This window comes from Sphingomonas epibiotica, from assembly GCF_039615155.1.
Lineage (GTDB): Bacteria > Pseudomonadota > Alphaproteobacteria > Sphingomonadales > Sphingomonadaceae > Sphingomonas.
The window spans coordinates 31,549-53,176 of the sequence record NZ_JBDGHY010000014.1 but is presented as its reverse complement, the minus strand read 5'-3'; the positions used below and the strand labels follow the sequence as shown (position 1 = coordinate 53,176).

Here is a 21,628-nt window from a genome sequence, read left to right as displayed (position 1 = left end):
CCAGCCGCTCGGTCCGCTTCGCGTCCGCCCGTTCAACCCACACCGGTTCGGACGGCGGAGCCGACGATGTTCGGATCGCTCGATCGGTCCGGAATCCTGGCGATCGCGGCGGAAGCGGCGGACGTCTCTGCGAGCGCCGAACCGTCGTCTGGCGACACACGTCAGGCTTTGGGCCGACGCTTTTCAATCGCACTGCCGTTCGGTTGTGAAGGTCCACTCCGTGACGATCAGCAGGATGCGACCGGATGGCGCTACGACGAGTCCTCGCAGGCGCTACGTGTGCAGTTCGCACCCGTGACCTGGCGTACGACGGATTGGCGCTTTCGTTCGGAGGATGAGGTCTCCTTCGAAGGGTTCTGGATCGCACGTCCTTGGACGACGAGCGAAGCCTGTCCTGTCCCAACCGACGCCGAGCCGAGGGACGGCGGACCGATCACGCTTCCTGGCCAGACGCTGGCGATAGGCCAGGCTGTCGACGGGGACGCATCCGCACCTCAGGCGGGTACGAAGCCCCCCTACGTTGCGGTCGTTCGCGTACCGCCGGCCGATCTAAGGGCGGAACGTGGCTTCGCCATACGGTTGAAGGGGCGGCTGGCCGTCGTACGCTACGGCGGGCCCGTCGGCTGCGTACAGCCGGGTGGTTCTGAACAGCGGCCGATCTGTCTGATCGGCGCGACGTTCGACGAGATTGTTCTGGAGAACGCTGCGACCGGCGAAACCTTGGCTCGCTGGTCCGGCATCGGGAAGGGACGGGTCGGATCTGCCGCCATCAGCAACTTGCCGCAACCCTGAAACGGTACGTTCTCAGTGCCGTGGTTCGATCAGGGGACGGTCAGACCAGATGGCGGGAGCGGACACGACGTTCGACTAGCGAAGTCTCGTTCGAGCCAATCGTGCTCCACCATGATCGTGCCCGCACACTGCAAGTCTCGAAGGAGGCCGTCCCAATTCTCAATTCCAGGTGCGGCCTGCTCCGGATGGTCAGTTGCCGGCATCGGCTTTCGGATCGCGCGTCTTCCAGAGCGACCATGTAACGCCAGTGGCCAAGATCGCGACGGTGACACCGAGCGAGGCGACCGGCGGAAACTTCTCCATGCCGAACAAGTCCGCCACGAAGACCTTCGATCCGATGAAGACCAGCAGCGCTGCCAATGCGTATTTCAGGTAGGCGAAGCGATCGACCATCGCTGCGAGGGCGAAATAGAGAGCGCGCAGACCCAGTATCGCGAAGATGTTCGAAGTGTACACGATGAACGGATCGGTGGTGATGGCGAAGATCGCTGGAACGGAGTCCACTGCGAAGATCACGTCGGCACATTCGATCATCACGAGTGCCAGCAGCAGCGGCGTCGCCACCCGCTTCATGCGGCCGGTCAGCGGATCCTGCCGCTTGATCCAGAAGCGTTCGCCATGCAGGCGATCGGTTACGGGCATGCGGCTTTGGACCCAACGAAGTATGGGCGAGTTCGCGACGTCATCTTCGCTTTCCGCCGAGCGCCACATCTTGACGCCTGTGAATATCAGGAAAGCGGCGAATACGTACAGCACCCACTCGAAGCGATCGACGAGTGCAGTTCCGAACCCGATCATGAACGCGCGCAGCACGATCACGCCGAGAATTCCCCAGAATAGCACCCGGTGCTGATGGATGCGCGGGATGGCGAAGTAGCCGAAGATCATCGCGATGACGAACACGTTGTCCATCGCCAGGCTCTTCTCGATCACGAAGCCGGTGACGTAGTTCAGACCGGCAGTCGGCCCGACGTACCACCAGATCCAGCCGCCAAAGGCGAGACCCAGCGTGATGTATCCTGCGGAAAGGATGAGGCTTTCGCGTACGCCGATCTCGCGTTGACTACGATGCAGGACTCCGAGATCCAGGACGAGCAGGGTCGTGACGACGCCAAGGAACGTCAGCCACATCCATATCGGGGTGCCCAGGAACAGTCCCGTCAGCATCTCCATTTCGAGCCCTTTCAGGGTAGGTTGGCTAGGAATTGGGAAGCGGATCTGATCGACCCCGGACCGTCATGATCAACGCTCCGGGGTCGATTCCGACTACTGTGCTTGGGCGCGCGAGATGGAACGGTCGAGTTCCGCGAGCAGCACCGGCCGGTCGGCGTCGGCCGCCGCCTCGACGTGGCGACCGGCCGATCCGATGCGCTTCTTAACTTCGCCTTCGATCGCCGTGCGGCTTGCGTCGCACCAGCCGGGGCGACTTCCTTCCGCCACGCCGTTCCGAACGAAGCTGCGTGACAGCATGGTGCCTTCTCTCAGCGTCGCGACCCGATTGACAGCGAGGTCCACGGACCACGAGCAACGCAGCGTGGAAGGCCGTCCGCCCGGTGCGACGGCTCCCAACTGACTGTACCGGATCGACGGGTCGGCACGGTATTCGACGTCGGCCGGTCCGGCGGCGTGCTGAACGGTCAGGACGTGCTGCGGGGCGGGTACGGTGGCGAGCGCGATAACGGTCCCGAGGGAAGCCAGGTACGACATGATGAGTTCCAATCTTTATCAGGGAATGAACGAGACGACTTTTCCGATGATGCCGTCGATGTCAGGCTGGCGCGGGCACCGTTCCGAGGTCGCGAAGACGGTTCTTCACGAGCTGGCGGAGCCGGCGTAGTCGGAACAGGTCCAGCGGGTCGGGAACGCGCCGATCGGCTTCGGCACGGATCTGTTCGTCCAGCCGCTGATGAAGTTGGGTCATTCTGAAGAAGTTGGTATGCAATGCCTCTCTCCGCGAAGAACTAGGAGATCGGGTCGAAAACGACGGGAGGCAGGAGGCCAGGCCACGATCAGGTTCAACCCGATGCGGTCCGACATCACGATCACTTGAGAGTAACCGCCAGAGGGGCCCGGCCCGCGTTTTGGATATGGAACCTTCACGCTCCCATTCAAGGCGGCATCGAAATATTTGGCGAATGCGATTGATTTTCGTGAACCGCCGGCTAAAGTACGCGGCATGATCGGATGCGAGATCTTCTGCCGCTTCCGCCTCCACGCGGGTCAGCTAGCCGCACGTCCTTAGCCCGGGCCGGACGGCGAAGTTCGTCTGGTTCGGGACACCGCCGATGTGTCGATGCGGGCTCGAAGCGCCCGTGAGCGAAGGCCAGCGAGAACGATCATGCAGAACCAACGGGACGGCGCGCGCCTTCCTTCCCCTATTCAGAACTCCGGCAACTCCACTCGGCGGCCTTGGGGCGCTGTCTTCGGCGTCATCGATGCCCAGACGGCGTCGCTGATCGTGCTGGTCGGTATCCCGACGCTTTCGTTCTGCATACTGACCTCGGGCTGATCGACCTGCCCCCCAGAGTTGCGCGAGGGGATCGGACGCACCGTTCTCTGGTTCAGGGGGACGAAGTCGGTTCGTTTTCGAATGGACCCCACTCTCCGGGGGACGGTTCCTCAGTTCAGACCGACGTGTGCAGCGTCAGTCCAGCGCGACGGGATAGCCCCGGAACACCTTCGGTTTGTCCATGACGACGTGCGTCGTGATCCTACTTAGACCGACATCCCGAACCAGTCGCTCCTTGAGGGCGTTCCATTCAGGCATGGCCCGTACGACGACCTTGAGCACGTAGTCGGTGTCGCCGCTCACGTGCGACGCCTCCACGATCTCGGGCAGTTCGCCGATGGTCCTCTCGAACTCCTCCCGTTCCTTCCGATGACGGCCTTCGAGCGTGACCTCGACCAGCAGGACCAGACCTATGTCGACCCTGAAAGGGTCGAGGCGCGCATGGTATCCTTGAATCACGCCGGCGTCCTCCAGATGACGCACACGCGTCAGACAGGCGCTTTCCGACAGTCCTACGCGCCGCGCCAGCGTCGCGTTGCGTAGACGTCCCTCCGCCTGCAGTTCCCGTAGGATCCGGCGGTCTATCCGGTCCAGGGTACGATCCGTGGTCATGACGCCTTCAAACCGCAGAAACCACGGCGGCGGTCAAGGTCTTTCACGGCACCTGCGGGCCCTATGGTGCTAACTTGCCGTTCCGATCACGCATGCCGGACCGAAGGCACCTACGGCCTCGTTCCGACGGCAATGATCGCGACACACATTCCGGGGGCAGAGGGGAACGTCGTTGAGGAACTGGAACCTTCGGAAAAGCTTCGAGCCGTGCGGAGAGGGCGGTACGGGCACGCTCGCGCGCACGCTCGGCTGGCCGCATCTGGTTGCGATGGGGGTCGGTGCGATCGTCGGCACCGGCATCCTGACTCTGATCGGCGTCGGCGCTGCCAAGGCGGGACCTGCCGTCCTTGTCGCCTTCGTAATCGCAGGCTTCGTTTGCGCGTGCGCGGCGCTTGCCTACGCCGAGATGGCCACCATGGTGCCCGCGTCGGGCAGCGCCTACACCTACAGCTATGTCGCGATCGGCCAGCTCGCGGCGTGGCTCGTCGGATGCGCGACCTTCACGCGCATCGGCTTGCCCGAGATCTCGACGTCCTCGTGGCTCCAGTCGAACTGGTAAGCCTCGCCCGGCCGGAATAGCAGCGGGATGAACGCCGGCGCATTCATTACGTCGCGACGCCGCGCCTGCCGCCAGCGCGCCGCATAACGGCGCACCGCATCATACGAGCCGTCGAACCCCTCGCGTAGCAGCAGGTCGTGGATACGGGTGAGGCGCAGCTTCTCCCGCCGCGGCCGTGCCTCATCTTCCTCCAGCAACGCGTCCAGTCGCGATTGAAACGGCCCCAGCTTAGGCAGCGGCTGTACCTCCCGCCGATACCCCATGTCCGCCTCCGGCGCCCGGATCGCCTTACGCACCACCTTGCGCGACAGGTGCAGGTCCCGCGCTATCGCCTTGATGGCCTTCCCAGACGCGTGCTCGCGCCGGATCCTCAACACTGTCTCCAATACCAGCATCCCGATCTCGCCGCCTGACACCGCCAAGCGAGCAGCCTAGACCACCGGGATGAGGGGTCCTTTTTCGACGCCGATCACCCCGCTACCGGGGTTCTTTTTCCACGCCGATCCACACCCGAAATTTCGCTCGAAATGCGGTTGCCCATCACCGGCCACCGCTCTTTGCCCAGCCGCAGACTACCGACTGGCAGGTGAACGGACGACCGCTTTCGGGAGCGCTATTACCGCGATTGAACCACCGAAATTGGGTCGTTATAGCCTGGATCGCCGGTGAATATCTCAGCCTTGATGGTGTCACATTTTGAGCAGTGCGCCTCTCCCGAGGCATGAGGCTCGTGACGCCAGCGTGTCACGAACGCTGCATCATGCGCTCAACGATCCTAGACTGTTTGGTTGATAAAAAAAGCACGTGCAATCTCGTGTGCGGCGATGTTGGCTAACTTGGCCGAACAAAGCGGGCATATGCGATCCAGCCGTAGAAAACGGTGAGCCCGAAGAGGTTCACCACTTCGCCTGATAATTGCCGAAGGCTTCCACCCATCTGGTTGACCCCCACCATCAGATGTATCCCCGGGGTCGTGGGAAGCATCCGTGACGCTGCGACGAGCCATCCCGGCGTTGCCTCCGAGGGCCATGACAAGCCGGAGAGGAAGAAGATTGGCAGGGATGTCACGATCCAGAGCTGGATCGGCCGCTCGCGAGTCTTGAAGAAGCTGGCAAGCGCCATTGCCCCGGCGACGGTTGCCGCGACGAACGCGATTGCTGCGACGATGAGGGTGAGAGGGGCCGCCTGAGCACGTGGGTAGTCCTGAAACCAGAAAACGAAGCCAGTGTAGTAGGCCACGTCGAGGAGACCAATTGATACGAATGCCAGTGCGATGCCGAAGAACTCCCTGCGAGTGAAGCGTCGGCGGCCCTGCCGTTCCCTCATCGTCCCGGCAAGCAGAGCGAGACCCATCAGCAGCGTCTGATGAATGATCAGGAACGCGACGCCCGGAACGACCGTGCTTCCATAGCCTTCGCGCGTGTTGAAGAGCGGTCGTTGCACGAGCGACAAGGCCGGTGGCGCCGTCGCGCCGGCGGCCATCGCCTGATCCATCCCTGCCTCGCGACCGACCGCCGAAATGGCAGCGGCGATGCTGCCGAGCGAGGTGCTGCTACGAAGAAGATAGGCACCATTGCCATACAGCGCGATCGTGCCTTGGCCACCACGCAGGATGTTCCGCTCGTAGCCGTCCGGGATGACGATCACCGCGTCCGCGTGGCGAGATTGCACCCATCCGTAAGCCTCTCGAGGAGACGATAGGGAGGCGATGAGCTCGGCCTGCTGAAGGGCCGGGAGCTTCATCAGGAGCGAGCGGCTCGAACCGGTATGGTCGAGATCGACAACGACGATGGGCAGTCGCCTCGGCACCTCGCCGGAATAAGCGGCCGGGTAGAAGAACGAATAGATGATGGCCGATCCGATCAGCAGCAGGAGCGCGGATCGGTCCGAGAGGATGGCACGGAACGTGCCGAGGAAGGCGTTGCGTATCACCGGCGGCCCCAGGTTTCCGGCTGCTTCGCCGCGGCAAGGTAGCGCGGCAGTCCGACGGCAAGACCGACGATCACGAATGGTAGCATGACGATGATCTGTCGCAGTGACACTGATGCCGCCGAACCCATGATCCACTGCTCCGAAAGCAGCTTGGCAAAGGAAGAATAAGGAAGCAGCGCGCTCCATACCCGAGCAAAGCCGGAGGCGGACTCGACCGGGAATACCGCCCCGGCGAACGCGAAGGAGGCTCCCGCGTAGAGGCCAGCCGCCGAAAGCGCGCTGCTCATCGTTAGAGTAAGACCGACGAATAGAAGCCCGACACCGACATATGCCATGTACATCACCGCATAGCCGGCGCCGATCAGCAGCGGGCTGCCCGCGATCGGCCAGCCTCGCAGACCAGCCAGATAGGCGATCGCTGCGATCCCCCAGCCCATGAAGATGAGGACGTAGAGCAGCAATTTGCCGCAAACGGCCCAGGCCGCCTCGCGTCGCGAGCAGTCTGCAAGCCAGTCCCCGATCGTTCCGTCGCGAAGCTCCCGCCCGAGCGCGCCGGTGATCGCCACCATGAAGATCAGATGCAGCAATGCGGGATGAAGCAGCGCCACCAGCTGAATTTCGTAGCTGCCCTGCGGATTGAAGAGAACGGTCGAGCGTACCGCGATGGGTGGCCTGCGAACCCTCCCAGGCCCCAGCACGGCCGCGCTCTGCTGCGACGCAAGCGAGCTGGCATAGCCTTGCACGACGCTGCCGACTTCGCGGATGACGGACCCGGCCGGTGTCGAGTAGCTGGCATTGTAGAGCGCAATGACCTGAGCCGTGCCGCCGCGGAGTACCTCTCTGCTTGTGTCCCGATCGATGAGGACAATTGCATAGGCCTGTCGGGCGCGCACGGCGTTTTCCGCCATCGACAGGTCGGGTGCTATTTCGAGAACGGCCAAGCCGGGCGCCGCATCGAGACGGCGGGTCAACTCGCGGGCGATGCCGCCGCCGTCGCGATCGACCACGACGATTGGGAGGTCGCGCATGGCCCCGGCCGACATCTGGATGGCGACCGTGGCGAGAAGGATCAACGGGATCCATGTCACGAGCGACAGGTCCCAGAAGCTCTTTCGCAGGAAGCCGGCCTCCCGCCGAAAGCCGCCGACCAGCGCGGGCGGGATCATTGCGGCCAGTCGAACAGGACCGTCATACCGGGACGCAGCCCGTCGATGGGACGGGATGGCAGGGCGCGGACCTCGAAGCTCTTGACGTCGAACCCGCTGGACTGGCGGGTCGCGCGCCAGGTCGCGAACTCGCCCGCCGGCGCCAGGTACGACACGCGGAACGTCACCCGCCTGTTCGCAAGCGCAGGTATCGTTCCGACGATCTGCCGGCCTCGTGCGAGCCCGTCGAGCTGATCCTCGCGGACGTTCAGCGTGACCCAAGCGTTTTCGACGTCGGTCAGCATGAAGACCGGAAAGCCCTGCGGCACGAGTTCGCCTGGTTGAGCCATCCGCTTCCCGACTTCCCCAGCAGATGGCGCGACCACGCGCGTCTCGGCGGCGGCGGCCTGCACCTCGGCCACCGCGCCGCGCGCCTGCTGAACCTGACCGCCAGCGGCGGCCTTGTCCTGAGGGCGGGCTCCCGCCAGGGCCTGATCGTATTGCGCCCTCGCTGCCTTCGCAGCCTCCGTCGAAGCGATGGCGTTCGTCCGCGCCTCGTCCGCCTTCTGACCGGCGACGACGCCCTGGGCGAACAAGCGTTGCGTGCGGTTGCTGGTATCCTGCGCCAGATTCGCTGCCGCCTGTGCACGCCGCCATTGCGCCTCGGCCGCCCGGATGTCCTCGCTGCGCGCGCCGGCCTCGGCCTTGTCCTGCGTTGCCTGCGCGGCCTCCAGCGCCCCGCCGGCCTGCTGCTGCTTGGCGGCGACTTCGGGGCTGGAGATCGTGTAGAGTAGCTGCCCTTGCCGGACGGGCTGTCCTTCCTCCACGCCGAACGATGCGATCCGTCCCGTGACCTTGCTCGTGACGCGGATCTCGCGCGCGTCTACCATGCCTTGCAGCTGACCAGGCACGGGACGGTAGCTGAGCCAGAGTCCGACGCCCAGCAGGGCAGCGACCACGAGAGCGACAACGACCAGTTTGCCGCGGGGTGGCCTTGTCGTCCCCCCGCCGTCGTGCATTTCGTTTTCAGTTGCGGCGTTCATGGAATTACCTTGTCGGCTTTGGCGACGTATGCGGCCATCTCATCCATTTGCCCGCTGACGTTCAGAAGCTGGGCAAGTGCCTGTACATATTCGTTGGCCGCCTGCGCGCGCTGGATGCGCGATCGCCCCAGCGAAAGCTGCGCGTCGATGACGTCCAGCGATGTCGCCTGCTGTTCCCGATAGGATAGGGTCTGAAGCCGCAGATTCTCGATAGATGAAGCGAGGGAGGTATCGAGAAGCAGATACCGCTTTCGCGCCGCCTCGACGTCGTTCCACGCCTTCGTCACACCGATCTCGATCTGCGTGCGGCCTTCGCGCAGACCGGCACGCGCCTGTTCCGCCGTCGCCCGTGCCGCATCGACCGCCTGTCGGCGCCCAAGACCCCCGGCGAGCTTATAGCGCAAGCCAACACCCACTGCCCAATCCGGGTCCGTGAGGAGGGTGTCGCGCCGGTCGAAATTATACTGGCCGAAGCCGTAGACGGTCGGGCGCTGCTTCGCCTGCTGGATCAGGACGCCGGCCTTCGCCTGGTCCTCCAGCGACGACAGCCGCTCGAGTTGAGGATGTGAGGCTAGGGCCGCGGCCTTGAACGTGTCGAGCGGCGGCAGTGGACGCGAGATGACGAAGAGCGGCGTTGACGGCCTCACTCCTTCGGGTTCGCGCAGCAGCCCCGCAAGCGCCGCATTCGCCGTCTGGAGGTCAGCGATCGCCTTCTCATATTCCGCCCGTGCGTCGTCGCGTGCCACCTCTGCCTGAAGGCGTTGCGCCCGGCTGATGAAGCGCGCTTCCTCGAGCTTGACGGCGTCTGCGACGTGACGGTCGAGCCCATCGAGCACGTCGCGGCGCACGCCCAGCGCTCGCTCGGCTAGCTGCTGGCCGAAATAGGCCCGCACCAGTTGCACGAGCTGATCGTTGGCGGTGATGGCCCGGTCGGCCTGCGCCTGCGCCACCTGTGCCCGCGCACCAGCCTGCGTCCCCGAAATCTGCCCTCCGGTGTAGATCGGGAGGGTCGTCGAAGCGATGGGGCGCGTACTTTGCCTTCTAACTTGAAACCGCAGCGGGTCAGGGATGCCGAAGCCCTCGGCGACCGGCGCGAGCGAACCGAGCGGCAGATAGAGCGTCTTCTGATAGTCCAGCAGTTGCGCCTCGAGGTCGACGTCCGGCCTGCGCAATGTGCGCGTGGCTCCCTCTTGCGCCTCCTTGCTGCGCACGTTCGCGTCCGAGGCCGCGATCGCGTCGGAACGGTCCAGCAGCTGCTCCTGCGCACGGGCGTATGTCAGGACGGCGGGGCTTGAGGGGCCGATGTTCTGGGCCGATGCGGCATGCGCCGTCGCGACCGCGGCGCCGATGATGGCGATAGACCGAAGGCTCATCATCGACGTTGGCCCGCTTTGCTGTGAGGCGACAAGCCGTCTGCGGCCTCGATGCCGCAGCCATGTACGAGGGGACGAGGTCTGGGCGTCGCCGCCATGATCACGTTCACGACTGCGACCCCGGTCGTCGAAATTCGCAAGAGACGATGCTCGCCCCCCTTCGGAGGGTCAGCTCGCGGGCCGCACGTCGTTTCGCGAATGATCTTGGCAATCCCAAAGCATGGTCCAGCTCGTCGCCGATCAACGACGCACTCAGCGCGCCCGAAACGATGCCCTCGACGAGGGCCGGCAGCTCGTGGTCGGCGACTGTCGAGCCCCCCGTCGTGTCGCCCGCCAACTCGCTTGGTAGGCGGGAGAATCGGCTGAAGAGGGGTTCCAGCATCTGACGATCGGTCGCGGCAAGCCAGCCGATCAGCCGGCCCACGCCGGTCTGTGCGAACGTGTCGAAGACGAGGTCGACGAGGCCGGCTTCATCGATGTCGCCTGCCCTCAAGGCTCGGACACCGCGCCGGACGTCCTCCAGAAGCTGGCCGATGCCGTCGTCCGCGACGGCTGCCTGCAGGTTGGCCGCGGTGCCGAAATGATGGGTGATGCTTCCGTGCGCCATGCCTAATGCCCCGGCCACGCTCTGAAGCGTGATCGCTGCCGGCCCGAAACGCTCAAGGATATCGCGGGCAGCGCCGACCGCTTCGCTGCGAAGCTCGTCCGGATGACGCCGGCGGCGACGGGGAGGCTCTATTGTCATTGATGACAATATAAGTTAATGCCGTGTCGGTGTCAATGACGATCAGCGGAGACGACGCGGATGCCTAACGATAGCGCCGGCCATACCTGCGCCTTCGATGTGATCGCCTCCGACATCGATCACATGGGCCACGTCAACAATACGGTCTATTTACGCTGGATTCAGGAGGCGGTGATCTCCTTTTGGCACCGGATCGCGCCCGGCGATGCGCTGGAGTCGGTTGCCCGGGTCGCGATAAAGCATGAGATCACCTATCGCTGCCCCGCCTTCCTAGATCAGCGCGTTGACTGTCAATCGGCGTCCAAAAGGGACCCCCTACCGGCGTCCAAAAGGGACCCCCTTCGTCGAGCAGCGTACCGGGGATGACGGGCGCACTGTTCGCGCTGGTTGCGGCGTAGGGCGGGCGTAGCCCGACGGGAGGCGCAACCAGCGCGAAGCGTTCTCTGCCGGTGTCCCAGGCGTCAGCTTCGATGTTTGAAGCGCCAGCTGTCGTTGCCGGTTTCGACGATGTCGCAATGGTGGGTAATTCGGTCGAGCAGCGCGGTGGTCATCTTGGGGTCGCCGAAGACGGTGGGCCACTCACCAAAGGCCAGGTTCGTCGTGACGATGACTGAAGTCTGTTCGTAGAGCTTGCTGACGAGGTGGAAGAGCAGCTGACCGCCCGAGCGGGCAAACGGCAGGTAGCCAAGCTCGTCGAGCACCACGAGGTCGAGGCGCGAGAGCTGGGCCGCCAGCGTGCCGGCCTTCCCAAGGCGGGTTTCCTCCTCGAGCCGGTTCACCAGATCAACCGTGTGGAAATAGCGCCCGCGGGCGCCGGCCCGTACCACATTGGCGGTGATGGTGGTGGCGAGGTGCGTCTTGCTGGTGCCCGTCCCACCGACCAGCACGACGTTGCGCCGGCCCGGAAGAAACGAGCCGCTGTACAGCGAGCGTACCGCGTGCCGCTCTACACGGGCGGTGCGATCCCGGCGATCCAGGCGGGTGCGGACGGCGCGGTCGAGGTGGCCCGCGCCAGGCAGGCGGGTGGTCGCGACCTGTCTCGCGTCAGGTTGGTCCGCACCTATTTCGGTCAGCAGGTTGCCGCCCAGCTGACCCGGTCGACGCGCGAGACGCTCGCAGGGTTCGATCGGCATCTGTCGGATGCCGTGAAGCTCGAGCAGAACGGGGTCATTCCCCATGCGCGCGTCCTCCAGGTTCAGGTCGCCCGCGACGCCGCCGAACGCGCCTTCATTCGCGCGCAACTCGAGGAAGCGACTGCTGCCGACGCACTGTCGCGGTTGCTGGACCGACCCGCCGGCGTCGGCGCATCGACGCCGCTGTTCGTCAATTCGCAGCCGCTGCCTCCCGTCGGCACATTCCTGGAGGGCATAGACGCGACGCCCCGGGCCCGCGGCGCCGACGCAGCGCGTGACATCGCCAGCGCGGGGGTCGGCCTGGCGAAATCGCGCTACCGCCCGCAAGCCTTCGCGTTCGGCAGCTACAACGCCAATCGCGACAATGCGCTGCCCACGGACACGCGAAACCGCGACCGCTCTGTCGGCGAGCGCCGTCTATGCCGGTTCGGCGCTTGCCTATTCGGGCGCGACGTTACCGCTGAACGGCGCCAACGCCTTTGCCCACATCTGGAGCAACGTGCTGCCGCTGAACCCAACTCAGTCGCGGCGGGCTGCCCGTCGCGGTCACCACCGAACCGTTGTTCAATCGGACGGGTGGTTACAAGGGCTATGTCTTTCCGGCCGTAGCGGTGATCATCGTTCAGCAGACGCTGCTCTTCGGCGCCGCTACCTTCATGGGCGGACGACGCCGCTCCGGCGCATGGCGGATGGGTGTCGCGGAGTTCTGGGGAACGCTGGCGGCGTTCACGTCGGTAGGCATCCTGGGATGCTATTTCCTGTTCGGGTTCATCTTCTGGCTCCAGGCTGTGCCCGTCGATGGCGACATTACCGGCATGATGGTGATGGTCCCTGTCTTCGCCACGGCGGTTGCTGCCCTAGGGCTGCTCATCGGCAGCGTGTTCGATTGCGCCGAGCGGGCAACCTACATCCTGGCACCGACCTCAGTGCCGTTCTTCTTCCTCACCGGGACCGCCTATCCGCTCGATCAAATGCCGGGCTTCGTCGCCGCCCTCTCTCACTTGATCCCGTCCACCGCCGGCGTCCACACGTTCGTCCCGTTGAACCAGATGCATGCGAGCCTGGGCGAGGTCACGATCCCCGCCTTGACCCTTGCAAGCCTCGCCCTCGGCTATGCCATGCTGGCGTATTCGCGCCTCGTCGGCTTCGGCGCGATGGTCGGGACGTCCGCCACCGAGGCCTGAATGGAGGGCAATCCTCGCCAAGGAGCGCAAGCTCCACCGTTTCCGCGGCTGTAGTGTATCGCGCACTCCTTCTAGCCGCTCGTAGTGGCTGCGACCTCGCTTCGCATGGCCACGAGACTTCGTGTCGCTGATCGCTGCCACCTGCATCGATAGTTGCCTCACGTAGAGACCTGGTCGAGTCAGCAAGAAAGGGAACCATTCGGTTCCCTTAGGTGTTGTTGGTGGGTAATTGCCGGGAAATGGCTGGGCCAAGCGGCGCCGCGACCGGCGTCGGGACATGGGCAACAGACGAGGTCAGGCTTTGAAAGCACCGCTTCTCTATTCGTCCGACATCGAGACGATCGCCGAGGATGAAGAGCGCCTGACGGCCGAGATCGTCGAGCAGATGGCGGCCGGGAACCGCTGCGCTTTCGAGCATCACCGCCATGCGATCCGCGACGCGCATGCCAAGTCCCATGCCGTCCTGAGGGGCACGTTGACGGTTCACGACGATCTGGCGCCGGAACTGCGGCAGGGCATCTTCGGACACCCATGCACCTACGGCGTGGTCGCACGGCTGTCCTCGGCGCCCAGCGACATTCATTCGGACGCGATCCCTGCGCCGCGAGGATTCGCGATCAAGGTAATCGGCGTCGAAGGAGAGCGGTTGTCGCCCGATATCGGGGGCGCCAACCAGGATTTCCTGATGGTGAACTTTCCCGTCCTCGCCTTTGGCACCATCGCCAAATACAAGCTGATGCTGAGCCTTCTTGAGGCGAATGCGCATGCGCCCGACACCTTCCAGCGGCTGATCGCAGGCACTGCGCGGGGTGCCAAGAAGACAGTGGAGGCGTTGGGGATGACGCCCGGGGCGACGCTCGAGGGTTTGGCGCGCGACAACCATCATCCGCTCGGCGAGAGCTACCATACGCAAGGTGCTATCCGCTTCGGTGACCATGTCGCCAAGCTGGCTCTGTCCCCAGCTTCCGATAACGTCCGGGCCTTGACGGGACAGCCGGTGGGCAAGGCGGATTTCTCCACGATGCGGGATGTTATGGTGGAGCATTTCGCCGGCCAGGGCGCGGAATATGCCCTGTCGGCGCAGCTCTGCACCGATCTGGCGGAGATGCCGGTCGAGGATGCGGCGGTACGCTGGGACGAGAAGGTGTCGCCGCATCGCCCGATCGCGACGCTGCGGTTCGCAGCGCAGGACGCCTACGCCCCGGCACGCCAGGTGTATGGCGACGACGTCCTGTCTTTCAATCCATGGAACGGCGTAGCGGCGCACCGCCCACTCGGCCAGATCATGCGCATCCGCCGGGCGGCTTACGAACGCTCCACCAGCTACCGCCATCGGATGAACGCGCGCCCCCGGATCGAGCCTGACCGGCTCGATGACATTCCCGATTGAACAAGCAGGAGGTCGTGATGACCACAGACAACAAGGACCCGCGCCTCGCGGATGAGAGCAAGCTTCAGGAAATCCGTCGCCGGGTGGAGGAAGTCGCCGCCGATGCACCCCACCTCGCCAAGATCGCGCTCGAGGCGATGATCCGCAAACATAATCCGGACCTGAAGGGCAGCGCCCGGTCGGCGGGCCGCGCCGGCAAGCAATCCGGCAACGTGTCCGAACTCACCGCCATCGCGACGCTCAAGCCGGGCGGCGCAGAGCGCCTGCGGCGGATCTTCGATCTCACCGCCGGCAACATGGACGGGGCTCAGCGCGTCTCCACCCTGCACGACATGCGCTTCGTCTTTTTCGACGATGATACGCGCATCCTGTTCGCGACCGCCTACGACGGCGACTGGGATGCCTACATCAATGACTTTGCGACCAAGATCCCCGAGCTCATGGACCTTCTGTTCGCCAACGTCGAAGGCTGGCCGGGGATCGACAGCCCCAAGGTGAAGGATTTCATCGCCGACCACCAGATCGACGCTGCCGGCTGGTTCGTTGCCAATCCGCAGGTGACGGTGGTCGACGTACGCCGTTTCCAGCGAATGGAGAAGGCGCTCAACGCGTTCCTCGATGCAGAGGCCGCCAACATGGGCATCGACCCGACGACCAAGGCGGCGCTCGGCCAACTTACCGACGCCATCTCCAAGCCGGAAGGGGTGGATTACTGACATGAGCGTTCTGGCGGACCTGAGGGCGCGCTTCAGCCGGGAGCGGGTCAAGCTGCAGCTCGACGACATCCAGGCCCTGATCCTGCGATCGCGGCCCGAGCCCTATGTCGGCTTGCACGCGATGCTGCACGTCGATGAGGCGGAAGGCGGTCGCGACCTCGTCCGCCGACTCGCGCCGCATATCCCCGCGGCCGACGATTGGACGGACGACATGGACGCTTGGACCGGCGTCGCGATCAGCCATGCCGGCCTGAAGGCGCTGGGCGTGCCAGAGGCATCGCTGAAGAGCTTTCCCCTGCCGTTTCAACAGGGCATGGCCGCCCGAGCCGAGCAATTGCGCGACTTCGGCGAGAACGCACCCGACCAGTGGGAAGATGCCTTTCGGCCCGGCACCTGCCATATCGCGCTGACGATTTATGCCCGCGACGAAGCCGCGCTTGAAAAGGCGATCGAAGTTGCCATGACCGAGTTGGAAGCCTCGCATGGTGTCACGCTCGTCGGCACGCACAGCTTCGGGGCGGATGCCGATGCCAAGAACCCTTTCGGATTTCGCGACTCCATCTCGCAGCCGACAGTGGCGGGCGGCGGGGTGGACCCGCGGGGCGACGAGCGCGCGATCGCGGCGGGCGAGTTCATCCTGGGCGAAAACAGCGAGACCGGCGCGCCAGTCGCAATGCCCGAACCGGCCCCGCTCGGTCGCAACGGATCGTTCGTGGTCCTGCGCAAATATCAGAGCGCGGTTGGCGCCTTCAACGATTTCATCCGCGCAAACGCCGACAGCGAAGCCGACCAGGAGAAGCTGGCGGCCAAGATGTTCGGCCGCTGGCGCAGCGGCGCGCCGCTGATCCTGGCACCGGATCATGACGACGAGGCGCTGGGGGCGGATCGATCACGCAACAACGACTTCAATTTCGCGGAAGATCCCAAGGGACTGGTCTGTCCGCATTCAGCGCACATGCGCCGTCTGAACCCGCGCGACAGCCAGTTGACGATCCTGACCGACGTCAACATTCACCGCATCATCCGGCGCTCTTCCACCTTCGGCCCCAAGTGGACTCCGGACGTGACGGCGGCCGACGATGCGAAAGACGATCGCGGCATCTTCTTCATCTTCATCAGCGCGCGGGCGTACGATACGATCGAGTTCCTCCAGCAGGAATGGATCAACCGGGGCAACTTCATCGATCTTGGCACCGAAAAGGACCCGATCGTCGCGCTGCACGAGGAGCCCGGGACCTTCACCATTCCGCAGGAGCCGGCGCGAAAGCGCGTCAACGGCGTGACCACCTTCAACCGTCTGATGGGCGGCGAATATCTCTTCATGCCGTCGCTGACGGCGCTCCGGTGGATCGGTGAAGCAGGCTGGCACTGATCCGTCCAGCGGGCCTGAGGGGCGCTCGCAATACCGTTCGCATCGGCATGCCATCACCGTTTCGGCGGACGCGATCGACGAACTGGGCCACGTCAACAATGCTGTGTACCTGCAGTGGGTGCAGCAGGCGATAACCGCGTACTGGCGCGCGGTGGCGAGGAAGGAAGATGTCGACCGGCTTCGCTGGATCGTCGCTAGTCACGAGATCTTCTATCGAAAACCGGCCTATCACCGCGATAGTCTCATCGCGACGGTTCAGATTACCAAGCACACAGCGTCGCGAGCATGGTTCTCGACGCATATCGGCAGGGACGGCGAGACGGTCGCCGAGGTGCACTCGACGTTATGCTGTCTCGACGCGAGCTCGGGTCAACTTGTCCGCATCACTCCGGACCTTGCGCAGCCGTTCTGCCTGTAACACGCCGGGCCTATGAGGGGCGGTTAACCCTGGCGAGCAGCTTGGGTCGGATGGTGCGGCGCAGCCCGCGAGCAAGCTGCGCCACGGCCGATCATGCTCAGCCTCTGGGCATCGTCGGAACGGCTCGAGCGGTCGTCGCCGACGCTGACCGGGACCGATCAAAGCTCGGAGCGATGTAAGGAAGAGCCGCGATGGTCGGTGAAAAGAGAATGCCGAAAAGCCAACGCGGTCGGATAGGCCGGCCGAGTGCCGAAGAGGCGGCCAGTCTGGAAGACCGGATCCTGGCCGCCACTTGGGACTTGCTGCTCGCAAAGGGTGCCCGCGAACTCTCGGTCGAACGGATCGCACGTGCGGCTGCTGTCAGCAAGAAGACGATCTACACTCGCTTTCAAGGCCGCAGTGATCTCTTAATGCGCCTCCTGCGGCGCAAGCTGGAACTGGAAGAAAGCGGACTTCATGAGGACGTGGATGCGGAAAACTTTCGCGATGCATTCTGCAGCGTCGGGAGGCGTATCCTGGCCTTCTTGATCAGCGCGGAGCGTCAGGCGATCGCAGCGGTGCTGGCGGAACTACCGGACGCGCGGCATGATGCCTGGACCTCTACCTATGCTGTCGGTCTACGCGCAATTGATGCCTTGCTAGCACATCCGGGAGCCGCGATCGCGCTAGCGGATCTCGATCTTGCGACGTTCCGTCATGCTTTGTTGCAATGTCTGATCGGTCGAGCGGAGAACATGCTGCGTGCTCCTGAGTCAGATCAGCCTATGAGCGAGGATTGGATGAAGGCCTTGGCAAAGCTCTTCATACGGCATGATTCGTAACCGCGGTGGTGACTGCCATAGCCAATAGCCTTGGCAGGGTAGAACGGCCTCGCCGCATCGCTCGTCTCCATCTGACGAGCTAACCTGCAAATGGCATGATTTCCGGGGAGCAGGTCATCAGGCTTGAACGCACCCAGATTCTTGAGGTGAACCGAACCCAGCACCAAAACCAGCGTCTTCTCCCCGGCCACCTTGGACTTCTAGGCACGAGGATCAAATGCCGGGTCTCGCGCGATAGCTGCACTTCCCAGCGAAAGGCAGACCAATCCCATTATAAGTGCGCGCATCTGTAGCCTCCCTGTGTCCCGCGTGTTGATTGCCACTGAGAAGTGACCCGGGGGGCGTATAAATTACCATTGAGAATTGACCCATGTTTCCCTCGCCTCCGGCTGTCAGTCGGAGGGTCGTGGAGTGATCGACATGGACTTACTCAGTGTGATCCGCCGGTGGCATTTCCGGCAAAAGATCCCCATTCGGGAGATCAAGCGCCGAACCGGCCTATCCCGCAACACCATCCGTAAATATCTGCGTTCCGATGTGGTTGAGCCCAGCTTCAAGGTTCCAGTCCGGCCGAGCAAACTCGACCCTTTTGCCGAGAAGCTGACCGCTTGGCTTCGGGTGGAATCGAAGAAATCCTGTGGAGCGGCGTGCAAAATTGACCCCCTTAGCGGGGTGATCGGCGTCTAAAATTGACCCCCTTCATCTCATCATGAGAAGCGCCGCCGTTTGGGTTCCGGACGGCGGGTACAGGGATGTTGGTTGTGGAGACGATTACGAGGATCCGTCGGGAGCACCGGGACGGGAAGCCTATCAAGGGTAAGCGCGGTCTGGAGGCCGCCTTGCGGTAACGCCAGCGGTGGGGATGTTTATCGCCTTTGACGAGGGCGCTGGCGGTGCGGGAAGTTGTAGGTTCTACGACCAGTCATACGAGCACTCGTATGACTGGTCGGATGGAGGTGGTCGGCCGGATGTCGGGTCGCCGGCGATGGTCGGACGAGGAGAAGCTGGAGATCCTGGCCGAGGCGTTCCGGCCGGGTGTGCGGGTCTGCGACGTCATCGCCCGTCGCGAGGTGTCGAGCAGCCTGATCTACACGTGGCGCAAGCAGTTGCGGGAGGGCAAGCTGGTGTGCGTGGTGCCGTCGTTGCCGGTGTTTGCCGAAGTGCAGGTGGCGGAACCGGTTGTGCCGACATCGCAGCCAGCGCCCTGTTCATCGGGGCTTATCCAGATCGAACTGCCGGGCGGCGTGCGGGTGAGTGTCGATGCGGGCGTGGATGCGGACGCGCTTGCACGGGTGTTGTCGGTGCTGCGGTGAACCCGGTGCGGCTGCCGACGCGGGTGTTCCTGGCGTGCGGTGTGACCGACATGCGCAAGGGGTTCGATGGCCTGGCGGTGCTGGTACAGCAGGTGCTGGCACAGAACCCGCATTCGGGTGCCTTGTTCGTGTTCCGGGGCAAGCGGGGGCATCTGGTCAAGCTGCTGTGGTTCGATGGCCAGGGGCTTTGTCTGTTCTCCAAGCGGCTCGACCGTGGCCGTTTCGTCTGGCCGGTGACGGCGACCGGCACCGTGACGCTGACGCCGGCGCAATTGTCGATGCTGCTGGAGGGCATCGACTGGCGCCGGCCGGAACGGACGTTCGCGACGACGTTGGCAGGATGAAAACGGCAGTTTTGCGCCACTTTCTCTCGCTCCCCGACCTGCGATCTGCTATGAAATGCGGGTGCCGGAAGCGTCCGCTCCCCCTGCTGATGCCGCCGCGCGGATCGCCGCGCTGCAAGCCTTGCTCGCCCGGGCGAATGCCGCACTTGCCGCCCGCGACCTGCTCATCGACACCCTGCGCGGACAGATCGCGCGGCTGCGGCGGATGCAGTTCGGTGCCTCGTCCGAGAAGCTCGGCCGCGAGATCGAGCAGCTCGAATTGGCGCTGGAGGAACTGGAAACGGAGCGCGATGCACCTGTGCCCGAGGTGGCCGACAGCGGCGTAGTGGTTCGGCCGATGCCCGTCCGCAGTTTGCCGGGACATCTGCCGCGCGAAGAGGTCGTCCACGAGCCGGCGTCGGGTGCCTGCACCTGCCCGGACTGTGGCGGTGCGTTGCGCCCGCTTGGGGCAGATGCGCACGAGATGCTCGACATCGTGCCGGTGCGCTGGCGCGTCGTGCGCAATGTCCGCCCCAAATACAGCTGCCGGGTATGTGAGAAGATCGTCCAGGCTGCCGCCCCGGTCAGCGCCGTGGCACGCGGCAAGGCCACCTTCGCGACGCTGGCGCACATCGTCGTCTCGAAGTTCGACCACCATCTGCCGCTCTACCGCCAGGCCGAGATGATGGCCGCGCAGGGGCTCGACATCGACCGCTCGACATTGGCGGGCTGGACCGGACAGGCCGCAGCGCTGCTCGACCCCGTCGTCAGCCGCATCCGTGACGCGGTCCTCAAGACCGAAAAGATCCATGCCGACGATACGCCCGTGCCGGTACTCGACCCCGGTCGCGGCAAGACCGCGACCGGGCGGCTGTGGGTGTATGCCGCCGACGACCAGGCGTCCGGCAGCACGGCGCCACGCGCGACCTGGTATCGCTTCACGCCCGACCGCACCGCCGCACATCCCATGTCTCATCTCGCCGGCTTCCGCGGTTTTCTTCAGGCGGATGCCTATGCCGGATACGACGGGCTCTACCGCGGCGGCGTCACCGAGGTCGCCTGCTGGGCGCATTTCCGGCGCAAGGTCTTCGACCTGCACGAGCGCTCGCCCACGCCACTGACCACCGACATCCTCGAACGCATCGGCACCCTTTACGCTGTCGAGGCCGAGGTTCGCGGCCAACCACCCGATGTGCGATGTCGTGCCCGGAAGGAGAAAAGCCGGCCCCTGGTCGACGCCTTGCGTGAGGTGCTCGATGCAGCCTTGCGCCGTTTGTCACCCAAATCCGACATGGCACGGGCCATCGCCTATGGCACCAAGCGCTGGCCGGCGCTGTCGCGCTTCCTCGATGATGGTCGCCTCGAGATCGACAACAATATCGCGGAACGTGCGCTGCGCGGCGTTGCGGTCGGACGCCGCAACTGGCTGTTCGCTGGCTCGCGCGCCGGTGGCGAGCGTGCCGCGGCGATCTACACCGTCATCCAGACCTGCAAGGCGAACGGTGTCGACCCGCAGGCCTATATCGCCGACGTCATCGCCAGGGTCGCGGGCGACTGGCCCGCCAGTCGCTGGGACGAACTCATGCCGTGGAACTGGTCCCCCGAACCTGCCAGACTGGCGGCATGAGCGCCGAGATCATCGCCCGCCTGCATATCGTCCTGGACGACATCGAGCCCGTCATCTGGCGCCGGGTCGACGTGCCGGTCACCGCCAGCTTCAAGATGCTCCACGACATCGTCCAGGCCTCAATGGGCTGGGAAGATTGCCATCTGTGGCATTTCGAGGCCGGCGACCGGCGCTACGGCATCCCCGACCCGATGTGGCCGGAGAGCGGCATGACCGCAGCCAAAAACGTGAAGCTCGCGACGCTCATCGACCGGGGCGTGGCGGAACTCGTCTACACCTATGACATGGGCGACGACTGGCGGCACACCATCACCGTCGAGACCGTCGGCCACGGCGAACCCGACGTCAAATATCCGCGCTTCATCGACGGGGAAAGGCGCTGTCCGCCCGAGGACGTCGGCGGCTTGCCTGGGTTCGAGATGTTCCTCGATGCCATGGCCGACCCCGGCCACGAAGAACACGACTCCTTACGCGAATGGTATGGAGGCCCCTACAACGCCGACGACATCGACGAACGCTTCACCCGCCGCGCCGTCGCCGCCATCGCCATCCGCCGACACGCCGGCAAACTCGCCTACCAGAAGAGCCGCGCGCAATAACAAGGCGGTCTAGCGCCCACGC

Annotated in this window: 23 protein-coding genes and 4 pseudogenes; 16 read left to right on the top strand and 11 right to left on the bottom strand. The window is 64.4% G+C overall.

Annotation, left to right across the window (positions count from 1 at the left end; all coding sequences use genetic code 11):
• The first annotated feature begins 66 nt into the window (after positions 1-66).
• Entirely contained in the window at positions 67-792 is a 726-nt protein-coding gene (locus AAIO73_RS19155; RefSeq protein ID WP_345880268.1) for a hypothetical protein, read from the top strand.
• 189 nt (positions 793-981) lie between these two features.
• Here the strand turns inward: AAIO73_RS19155 and AAIO73_RS19150 are convergent, their stop codons facing one another.
• The 3 genes from AAIO73_RS19150 to AAIO73_RS19140 all read right to left on the bottom strand — a co-directional run bounded on the left by AAIO73_RS19150 (position 982) and on the right by AAIO73_RS19140 (position 2,713).
• Entirely contained in the window at positions 982-1,965 is a 984-nt protein-coding gene (locus AAIO73_RS19150) for a TerC family protein (protein ID WP_345880267.1), read from the bottom strand.
• Positions 1,966-2,058: 93 nt separating this feature from the next.
• Positions 2,059-2,511 (bottom strand): hypothetical protein, encoded by a 453-nt coding sequence (locus tag AAIO73_RS19145; RefSeq protein ID WP_345880266.1) that lies wholly within the window; start codon positions 2,509-2,511, stop codon positions 2,059-2,061.
• 49 nt (positions 2,512-2,560) lie between these two features.
• Complete coding sequence (locus tag AAIO73_RS19140) at positions 2,561-2,713, bottom strand: hypothetical protein (RefSeq protein WP_345880265.1); 153 nt, start codon at positions 2,711-2,713, stop codon at positions 2,561-2,563.
• A gap of 417 nt (positions 2,714-3,130) precedes the next feature.
• On the opposite strand from AAIO73_RS19140, the gene AAIO73_RS19135 reads away from it, so the two are divergent.
• Complete coding sequence (locus AAIO73_RS19135) at positions 3,131-3,301, top strand: hypothetical protein (RefSeq protein WP_345880263.1); 171 nt, start codon at positions 3,131-3,133, stop codon at positions 3,299-3,301.
• Between the two features lie 135 nt (positions 3,302-3,436).
• On the opposite strand, the gene AAIO73_RS19130 is transcribed toward AAIO73_RS19135, so the two are convergent.
• Positions 3,437-3,913, bottom strand: a complete 477-nt coding sequence (locus AAIO73_RS19130) for an Lrp/AsnC family transcriptional regulator (protein WP_345880261.1) — start codon at positions 3,911-3,913, stop codon at positions 3,437-3,439.
• A 172-nt stretch (positions 3,914-4,085) separates the two neighbouring features.
• Between AAIO73_RS19130 and AAIO73_RS19125 the strand changes: the two are divergent.
• Positions 4,086-4,403: pseudogene (locus tag AAIO73_RS19125) on the top strand (amino acid permease); the annotation flags it as partial.
• Here the strand turns inward: AAIO73_RS19125 and AAIO73_RS19120 are convergent.
• The 6 genes and pseudogenes from AAIO73_RS19120 to AAIO73_RS19095 form a co-directional block, all read right to left on the bottom strand.
• A pseudogene (locus AAIO73_RS19120) lies at positions 4,403-4,867 on the bottom strand (IS21 family transposase); the annotation flags it as partial. The pseudogenes AAIO73_RS19125 and AAIO73_RS19120 overlap by 1 nt on opposite strands.
• A gap of 436 nt (positions 4,868-5,303) precedes the next feature.
• On the bottom strand, positions 5,304-6,404 hold the full coding sequence (locus AAIO73_RS19115) for an ABC transporter permease (RefSeq protein ID WP_056433079.1): 1,101 nt from the start codon (positions 6,402-6,404) through the stop codon (positions 5,304-5,306).
• Positions 6,401-7,570: an ABC transporter permease gene (locus AAIO73_RS19110; RefSeq protein ID WP_056433082.1), complete on the bottom strand. Its 1,170-nt coding sequence runs from the start codon at positions 7,568-7,570 to the stop codon at positions 6,401-6,403. The genes AAIO73_RS19115 and AAIO73_RS19110 overlap by 4 nt, the downstream gene beginning before the upstream one ends.
• Positions 7,567-8,592 carry an HlyD family secretion protein gene (locus tag AAIO73_RS19105; protein ID WP_232834232.1) on the bottom strand — a complete coding sequence of 342 codons (1,026 nt, stop codon included), beginning with the start codon at positions 8,590-8,592 and terminating at the stop codon, positions 7,567-7,569. The genes AAIO73_RS19110 and AAIO73_RS19105 overlap by 4 nt, the downstream gene beginning before the upstream one ends.
• On the bottom strand, positions 8,589-9,968 hold the full coding sequence (locus AAIO73_RS19100) for a TolC family protein (RefSeq protein ID WP_345880255.1): 1,380 nt from the start codon (positions 9,966-9,968) through the stop codon (positions 8,589-8,591). Before AAIO73_RS19100 ends, AAIO73_RS19105 begins: the two co-directional genes overlap by 4 nt.
• A 103-nt stretch (positions 9,969-10,071) precedes the next feature.
• The gene (locus tag AAIO73_RS19095) at positions 10,072-10,710 is read right to left on the bottom strand and encodes a TetR/AcrR family transcriptional regulator (protein WP_176484947.1); all 639 of its coding nucleotides are present in this window, start codon (positions 10,708-10,710) and stop codon (positions 10,072-10,074) included.
• A 60-nt stretch (positions 10,711-10,770) separates the two neighbouring features.
• On the opposite strand from AAIO73_RS19095, the gene AAIO73_RS19090 reads away from it, so the two are divergent.
• Complete coding sequence (locus tag AAIO73_RS19090; RefSeq protein ID WP_056433088.1) at positions 10,771-11,076, top strand: acyl-CoA thioesterase; 306 nt, start codon at positions 10,771-10,773, stop codon at positions 11,074-11,076.
• Between the two features lie 95 nt (positions 11,077-11,171).
• Here AAIO73_RS19090 and AAIO73_RS19085 read toward each other — a convergent pair.
• Positions 11,172-11,645 (bottom strand): annotated as a pseudogene (locus AAIO73_RS19085) (ATP-binding protein); the annotation flags it as partial.
• Positions 11,646-11,648: 3 nt separating this feature from the next.
• Here AAIO73_RS19085 and AAIO73_RS19080 point away from each other — a divergent pair.
• The 12 genes and pseudogenes from AAIO73_RS19080 to AAIO73_RS19025 all read left to right on the top strand — a co-directional run bounded on the left by AAIO73_RS19080 (position 11,649) and on the right by AAIO73_RS19025 (position 21,606).
• The gene (locus AAIO73_RS19080; RefSeq protein ID WP_236696957.1) at positions 11,649-12,452 is read left to right on the top strand and encodes a TolC family protein; all 804 of its coding nucleotides are present in this window, start codon (positions 11,649-11,651) and stop codon (positions 12,450-12,452) included.
• Positions 12,404-13,027 (top strand): ABC transporter permease, encoded by a 624-nt coding sequence (locus tag AAIO73_RS19075; RefSeq protein ID WP_345880247.1) that lies wholly within the window; start codon positions 12,404-12,406, stop codon positions 13,025-13,027. Before AAIO73_RS19080 ends, AAIO73_RS19075 begins: the two co-directional genes overlap by 49 nt.
• Before the next feature lie 229 nt (positions 13,028-13,256).
• On the top strand, positions 13,257-14,417 hold the full coding sequence (locus AAIO73_RS19070; RefSeq protein ID WP_345880246.1) for a catalase family protein: 1,161 nt from the start codon (positions 13,257-13,259) through the stop codon (positions 14,415-14,417).
• 17 nt (positions 14,418-14,434) lie between these two features.
• A complete protein-coding gene (locus AAIO73_RS19065) occupies positions 14,435-15,133 on the top strand; it encodes a hypothetical protein (RefSeq protein ID WP_096614026.1) in 699 nt (232 codons plus the stop codon).
• Position 15,134: 1 nt separating this feature from the next.
• On the top strand, positions 15,135-16,505 hold the full coding sequence (locus tag AAIO73_RS19060) for a Dyp-type peroxidase (RefSeq protein WP_345880243.1): 1,371 nt from the start codon (positions 15,135-15,137) through the stop codon (positions 16,503-16,505).
• Entirely contained in the window at positions 16,486-16,923 is a 438-nt protein-coding gene (locus AAIO73_RS19055) for an acyl-CoA thioesterase (protein WP_056433095.1), read from the top strand. Before AAIO73_RS19060 ends, AAIO73_RS19055 begins: the two co-directional genes overlap by 20 nt.
• Positions 16,924-17,114: 191 nt before the next feature.
• Entirely contained in the window at positions 17,115-17,744 is a 630-nt protein-coding gene (locus tag AAIO73_RS19050) for a TetR/AcrR family transcriptional regulator (protein ID WP_345880239.1), read from the top strand.
• Between the two features lie 420 nt (positions 17,745-18,164).
• Positions 18,165-18,380: pseudogene (locus AAIO73_RS19045) on the top strand (IS21 family transposase); the annotation flags it as partial.
• Between the two features lie 302 nt (positions 18,381-18,682).
• Positions 18,683-19,057, top strand: a complete 375-nt coding sequence (gene tnpA / locus AAIO73_RS19040) for an IS66-like element accessory protein TnpA (RefSeq protein WP_345880236.1) — start codon at positions 18,683-18,685, stop codon at positions 19,055-19,057.
• Positions 19,054-19,401 (top strand): IS66 family insertion sequence element accessory protein TnpB, encoded by a 348-nt coding sequence (gene tnpB / locus AAIO73_RS19035; protein WP_345880234.1) that lies wholly within the window; start codon positions 19,054-19,056, stop codon positions 19,399-19,401. Before tnpA ends, tnpB begins: the two co-directional genes overlap by 4 nt.
• A 55-nt stretch (positions 19,402-19,456) precedes the next feature.
• Positions 19,457-21,007 (top strand): IS66 family transposase, encoded by a 1,551-nt coding sequence (tnpC, locus tag AAIO73_RS19030; protein ID WP_345880232.1) that lies wholly within the window; start codon positions 19,457-19,459, stop codon positions 21,005-21,007.
• Positions 21,004-21,606: a plasmid pRiA4b ORF-3 family protein gene (locus tag AAIO73_RS19025; protein ID WP_345880231.1), complete on the top strand. Its 603-nt coding sequence runs from the start codon at positions 21,004-21,006 to the stop codon at positions 21,604-21,606. Before tnpC ends, AAIO73_RS19025 begins: the two co-directional genes overlap by 4 nt.
• Positions 21,607-21,628: the final 22 nt, after the last annotated feature.